This window comes from Actinophytocola sp., assembly GCF_050699935.1.
In the GTDB taxonomy this organism is placed as follows: Bacteria; Actinomycetota; Actinomycetes; order Mycobacteriales; family Pseudonocardiaceae; genus Actinophytocola.
In genome coordinates this window covers 1-5,504 of the sequence record NZ_JBOHGB010000251.1, presented here as the reverse complement: position 1 = coordinate 5,504, position 5,504 = coordinate 1, and the positions used below count along the sequence as shown (strand labels likewise).

The following is a 5,504-nucleotide window of genomic DNA, read 5'->3' as shown; positions in this document are numbered from 1 at the left end:
ACGACTCTACCGACCCGACCAATCCATCACCGCACTCCGCCGCCACATCGAACAGGCGGACCTCGTGCTCCAACCCACCACACCCCACCCCAACCATTGAACACCGACGTGACCGCCGACCTGACCGGCGAAGTGACGGCCGAAGTGGCGCACGGGTGGGCCGGTTCCGGGACCGGCCCGGTGACCGTGGTCCTGCACGGTGGCGGGCCGGGCTGCCACAGCACGGCCGACTTCGCCGCGGTGCTGGCGCTGTGCCCGCACCGCCGGTGGCTGTGGGTGGACCTGCCCGGCTACGGCGCGTCCGACGCACCCCCCACACCCGGCCCGCTGTTCTCCACGCACGCCCGCGCGCTCGCCGGCCTCCTCGACCGACTCGAACTGTCCACTGTGGACTTCGTGGCGCAGTCGCTCGGCGGGTCGGTCGCGCTGCGGTTCGCGGCCGGCGAGCCCGACCGGGTGCGGCGCATCGTGCTGATCGGCAGCCAGCCGGCCATGACGTTCGGATCCGGGCCCGGACCCCGCTCGGACCCGGACCTCGGCGCCCGCGTCCGCGTCCGCTACTACGGCGGCGACGGGCCGAGCGCGGAGAAGATGCACGCGCTGATCGCCGAGGTGGAGTGGCACGACGCGACGGCGGTCCCCGAGTCCACGGTGCTCGCCCGGTACCGCGCGAGCACCACCCCCACGGCGCTGCGCCTCGCGACCGACGCCACCGCGCGCGGCGCCCCGGAGGACCTCGGCGACCGGCTCGCCGAGGTCCGCGCGCCCACGCTGGTGGTGTGGGGCCGGCACGACCCGTTCGCCGGGCCGGACTACGCGGCCGCTCTCGCCGACGCGCTGCCCCGCGGCGACCTCGCGGTGCTCGGGCGCACCGCGCACCATCCGCAGGCCGAGCGACCGGACGCGGTCGCCGCGCTGGTCAGCGCTTTCCTGCCCAGCCTTCCTGCCCACCGCCCCGAGAGGAGCTGAACCGTGCGAACCGTCTTCGTCCTGATGCTGTGCCTCGTGGTCGCCGCGCTGGTGGCCTGGTTCCGTGCCGCCAGCGCGACCCGGGTCCTGACCGTACGGCCGGCGACCCGGCCATGACGACCGTCGAGACGGGACTGAGCGCCCGGCAACGCGCGTGGGTCGAGGCCGCGTGGGAACGGATCGACCGCGACCGGCTGGCCGACCTCGTCGTGGGCATGGTCGACATCCCCAGCCCGACCGGCGAGGAGGCCCCGCTCGCCCGCTGGCTCACCGAGCAGCTGGCCCAGGGCGGCCTGGAGGCCACCTACCAGGAGATCGACGACCGGCAGGCCAACGCCGTCGGCCGGCTGCGCGGTGACGGCAGCGGCGAGGACCTGCTGCTCTACGCCCCCGTCGACACACTCACCGTGGGCGACGCGGCCGAGGACGTGCCGTGGATCGGGCCCGAGCTGCGCACGGACATGCGACCCGAGGCCGTGCTCGACGGCGACCACGTGCTCGGGCTCGGCGCCAGCAACCCGAAGGGCCACGGCGCCTCGGTGATCGCCGCCGCCGAGGCCATCGCGGCGGCCGGCATTCCGTTGTGCGGCAACCTGATCGTCGGCCTCGGCGCCGGCGGGATGCCCACCAACGGGCGTACCACGCGCGGCCTCACGCGGCGCAACGCGGGCCAGGGCGTGGGGTGCTCGTTCATGCTGGAGCAGGGGGTGTGGGCCGACCACGCGGTGATCGCCAAGCCGGGCTGGGCGGTCGCGTGGGAGGAGGTCGGCCTCTGCTGGTTCGAGGTGCGGGTGCGCGGGCTGTTCAACTACGTCGGCAGCCGGCACCGGATGACCTACCGCAACCCGATCCTGCACGCCGCGACGGTCGTCCAGGGTCTGGAACGGTGGTTCCCCGAGTACGCGGCCCGGCACACCGACGGCCTGGTGGCGCCGCAGGGCATCGTCGCCTCGATCGAGGCCGGGTGGCCGCGGATGGCGTCGGTCACCCCGGCGATGTGCCGGTTCACCGTCGACCTGCGCACCAGCCCGCGGACCACGCCCGCCGACGTCCGCCGCGAGTTCGGCGCGGCCGTGGACCGGATCGTCGCCGAGCACCCGGAGCTGGAGGTGGACTGGGACCTGGTGCTCGCCATCCCCGGCACGCACACCCCCGAGGACGCCCCGGTCGTCGCCGCGGCCAAGGCGGCGTGGGAGGAGCTCACCGGTGACCCGCACGAGCCGATCGTGGCCAACAGCGGCGCCACCGACGCGAACATCCTGCGCGCCCGCGGGCTGCCCACCGCCCGGATCGGGATGGACCGCATCGGCCCGGACGCCCCGCTCCCGCTCGACTTCCCGGCCGGCATGAACGTCGTCGACCTCCGGGAGGCCGTCCGGCTCACCCGGCACCTGGTGCACACGGCGGTGTCGTTGTGCACCCGAGAGAAGGGCCAGTCGTGAGACACCTTCTGTCAACCTCGGCAACCGTCACCTCAGGGGAACGTGACGCAAGCCGGCCACAAGCACGTGACCGGGCCGAACGCTCACTGCCCAACGCGACCAACACATCGAATTGCGGGGAGGCGGACCAGTGAGTGAGATCGTGCTCGGCGTCGGGGCGTCGCACAGCACCCTGATGAACACCCACTGGTCCGAAGTGGACCATCTGCCGGAGGCGCACCGGTTCCGGGACGGCCTGGCCACGGCGCGGGACGCGCTCGCCGAGGCGAGGCCGGACGCGCTGGTGGTCATCGGCTCCAACCACTTCCGCGGCATGTTCCTCGACCTGATGCCGAGCTTCACCGTCGGCGTCGGGGAGGTGCTCGGCGCGGGCGAGGCCGGCACGCCCGGTGGCCCGCTCCCGGTGGACACCGCGCTCGCCCGCACGATCGTCGACCACGTGGTGTCAAGCGGGCTGGACCCGGCGTTCTCGCTGCGGCTCACCGTCGACCACGGCATCACGCACTCGCTGCAGCACCTGGTACCCGACCTCGACGTGCCGATCGTGCCGGTGGTGGTGAACACGTTCGCCCCACCGCTGCCGCCGCTGCGCCGCTGCCACACGCTCGGCGCCGAGATCGGTGCGGCGATCCGCGCCGACGGCACGGACAAGCGGGTGGCGGTGATCGCCTCCGGCGGGCTGTCCCACCGGTTGCCGTGGCCCAAGTGGTTCGCGGCCTCCTCCGACGACGACCGGTTCCTCGTGCGGGCCTGGCTGGAGGGCCGCACCAGCTGGGGCGAGTACGAGGTGCGGCGCCGCGAGATCGTGCGCGCCGCCGCGCCGGAGATCAACCCGGCCTTCGACGAGTGGTTCCTGGGGCTGCTGGAGGCCGGCGACGTGGAGCCGGTGCTCGACCACAGCGACGAGCGGATCGAGGCGGAGGCCGGCAACGGCGCGCACGAGATCCGCGCGTGGGTCGCCATGGCCGCCGCGGTCGGTCCGGGCACGGGCGCCACCGCCGCCTATGCGGAGATTCCCCAATGGCTGACCGGCATGGGCGTCAGCATCCTGACGCCCGCCGACGTGCTCACCACCGGAGGTGTGCGATGACGCTGTGGACGGATCTCGCCGGCACGGCCTACGAGATCTCCTACGACCCGGTCGGTGGCGTGCGTACCCGCGTGCTGCGGGCGGGGAGCGGCGAGCACGTCGTGCTGCTGCACGGCACCAGCGGGCACCTGGAGGCGTTCGTGCGCAACGTGCCCGCGCTGGCGGAGAAGTTCACCGTGCACGCGCTGGACATGCTCGGCCACGGCTACACCGACAGCCCCGGCGGGGACCTGCGCATCCCGCGGTACGTGCGGCACGTGCTGGACTACCTCGACGCGCGGGGCATCGAGCGCGCGCACCTGATCGGCGAGTCGCTCGGCGGGTGGGTGTCCGGCCGGCTCGCGGCGGACCACCCGGACCGGGTCGGGCGGCTGATCCTGGTCGCCGCGGGCGGCACGGTGGCCAACCCGGAGGTCATGGACCGCATCCGCACCAGCACGCGGGCCGCGGTGACGAGCGACGACCGGGGGCTGACCCGCGACCGGCTCGAACTTCTCATGTACGACAAGGAAAACGTGTCCGACGAGCTGGTCGACGTCCGGCACGCCATCTACCACCGGCCGGAGTTCGTGGCGAACATCGACAAGCTGCTGTGCCTGCAGGAGCTGGACAAGCGCACCGAGGACCTGCTGAGCGCCGAGCAGCTGGCGCGGATCCACGCGCCGACGCTGATCGTGTGGGGCGCGCAGAACCCGTTCGGCAACGTGCCGGAGGCGCAACGGATGCACGAGTCCATCGCCGGGTCGTCGCTGGAGATCTTCGGTGAGTGCGGGCACTGGCCCCAGCACGAGCACGCCGACCAGTTCAACGACCTCGCCCGGGCGTTCCTGTCATGAGGGTCGGGGTGCGGATCCCACCGTGCGCGCCGGTCACCGAGGTGGTGGCGGCCGCGGCGGAAGCGGAACGGCTGGGCTTCGACGAGGTCTGGTTCCCCGACTCGCAGCTGCTGTGGCGCGACGTGTTCACGGTCGCGGCCACGGCGGCGGCCGCGACGTCGCGGGTGACCCTGGGCATCGCCGTGAGCACCGTCGCGACCCGGCACCCGTCGGTGGTCGCGTCGGCCGCGCGCACGGTCGGCGAGGTGGCCCGCGACCGGTTCGTGCTCGGGCTCGGCGTGGGCAACAGCTCGGTGTGGCCGGTGGGCCTGCCGGCCAGCACCGGCGCGGAGCTCCGGGCGGGGCTCGGCACCGTCCGCGCCCTGCTGGCCGGGGAGGAGGTGGACTTCGGCGGCGTCCGCTCCCGCCTGCGTGACCCGGTTCCGGTACCGCTGCACATCGCGGCGAGCGGACCGCGAAACCTCAGGCTCGCCGGGGAGATCGCGGACGGCGTGATCCTGCTGTCCGGCATCTCCCCCGGCACGCTGGGCTCCGCGACCGCAAGGGTGCGCGAGGGCGCGGACGCCGCCGGGCGCCGGGACGAGCCGGTGACGACCGTGTCGGCGTACTGCCGGGTGACCGACGACGTGGCACGCGACGCGCGCGAGCTGAAGCCGGTCTGCGCGGCCATCGCGCAGCACGGCGGCGTGCCGTTCCTCGCGCTCGCGGGCGTGCACGTGGAGGTGCCGCCGATGTCGCTGCCCGGCGTCTACCCGGACGTCCTGCACGCCGAGGACTGGGATGCCGCGGTGCGCGCGTGCGACCCGTACATCAGCGACGCGGCCGCGGTCGCGTTCGCCCACGAGTTCTGCCTGTTCGGGTCGGGCGAGGAGATCACCCGCCGGCTGGAGACGGTGCGGGAGGCCGGGGCCGACGCGGTGTTCCTCCAGCACGTCGGCTCCTACGACCTGCCGTTCCCGCTGCTGGAGAACGTGGCCGGGAAGGTGCTACCGCTGCTGTGACACCGCTGCTGACCGAGCTGGCCGGCCGGGGGCGCGAGGCCGCCGCGCGGGCTGACGCGGGCACGTTCGCCGCGGCCGGGCGCCAGGTGCTGGACACCGTGTCGTGCGCGGTGTCCGGTGCCGGGCACCCGCTCGCCGGGCGCTGGCTGCCGACGCTGCCTCGCCG

General features: G+C 74.0%; 5 protein-coding genes. All 5 read left to right on the top strand.

Going from position 1 to position 5,504, the window contains the following annotated elements; all coding sequences use genetic code 11:
• Window positions 1-108 precede the first annotated feature (108 nt).
• The 5 genes from ACRDTB_RS37165 to ACRDTB_RS37145 all read left to right on the top strand — a co-directional run bounded on the left by ACRDTB_RS37165 (window position 109) and on the right by ACRDTB_RS37145 (window position 5,338).
• Window positions 109-969, top strand: coding sequence for an alpha/beta fold hydrolase (locus tag ACRDTB_RS37165; protein WP_431436952.1), 861 nt, complete (start codon window positions 109-111; stop codon window positions 967-969).
• A 113-nt stretch (window positions 970-1,082) separates the two neighbouring features.
• Window positions 1,083-2,411, top strand: coding sequence for a hypothetical protein (locus ACRDTB_RS37160; RefSeq protein ID WP_431436951.1), 1,329 nt, complete (start codon window positions 1,083-1,085; stop codon window positions 2,409-2,411).
• Window positions 2,412-2,541: 130 nt separating this feature from the next.
• Window positions 2,542-3,501 carry a hypothetical protein gene (locus ACRDTB_RS37155; protein ID WP_431436950.1) on the top strand — a complete coding sequence of 320 codons (960 nt, stop codon included), beginning with the start codon at window positions 2,542-2,544 and terminating at the stop codon, window positions 3,499-3,501.
• Window positions 3,498-4,337 (top strand): alpha/beta fold hydrolase, encoded by an 840-nt coding sequence (locus tag ACRDTB_RS37150; protein ID WP_431436949.1) that lies wholly within the window; start codon window positions 3,498-3,500, stop codon window positions 4,335-4,337. The genes ACRDTB_RS37155 and ACRDTB_RS37150 overlap by 4 nt, the downstream gene beginning before the upstream one ends.
• The gene (locus ACRDTB_RS37145; protein WP_431436948.1) at window positions 4,334-5,338 is read left to right on the top strand and encodes an LLM class flavin-dependent oxidoreductase; all 1,005 of its coding nucleotides are present in this window, start codon (window positions 4,334-4,336) and stop codon (window positions 5,336-5,338) included. The genes ACRDTB_RS37150 and ACRDTB_RS37145 overlap by 4 nt, the downstream gene beginning before the upstream one ends.
• Window positions 5,339-5,504: the final 166 nt, after the last annotated feature.

Excerpts from the sequence above, each read along its gene's own strand:
- ACRDTB_RS37150 (WP_431436949.1), top strand. The coding sequence starts at position 3,498 with ATGACGCTGTGGACGGATCTCGCCGGCACGGCCTACGAGATCTCCTAC.
- ACRDTB_RS37145 (WP_431436948.1), top strand. The coding sequence starts at position 4,334 with ATGAGGGTCGGGGTGCGGATCCCACCGTGCGCGCCGGTCACCGAGGTG.
- ACRDTB_RS37160 (WP_431436951.1), top strand. The coding sequence starts at position 1,083 with ATGACGACCGTCGAGACGGGACTGAGCGCCCGGCAACGCGCGTGGGTC.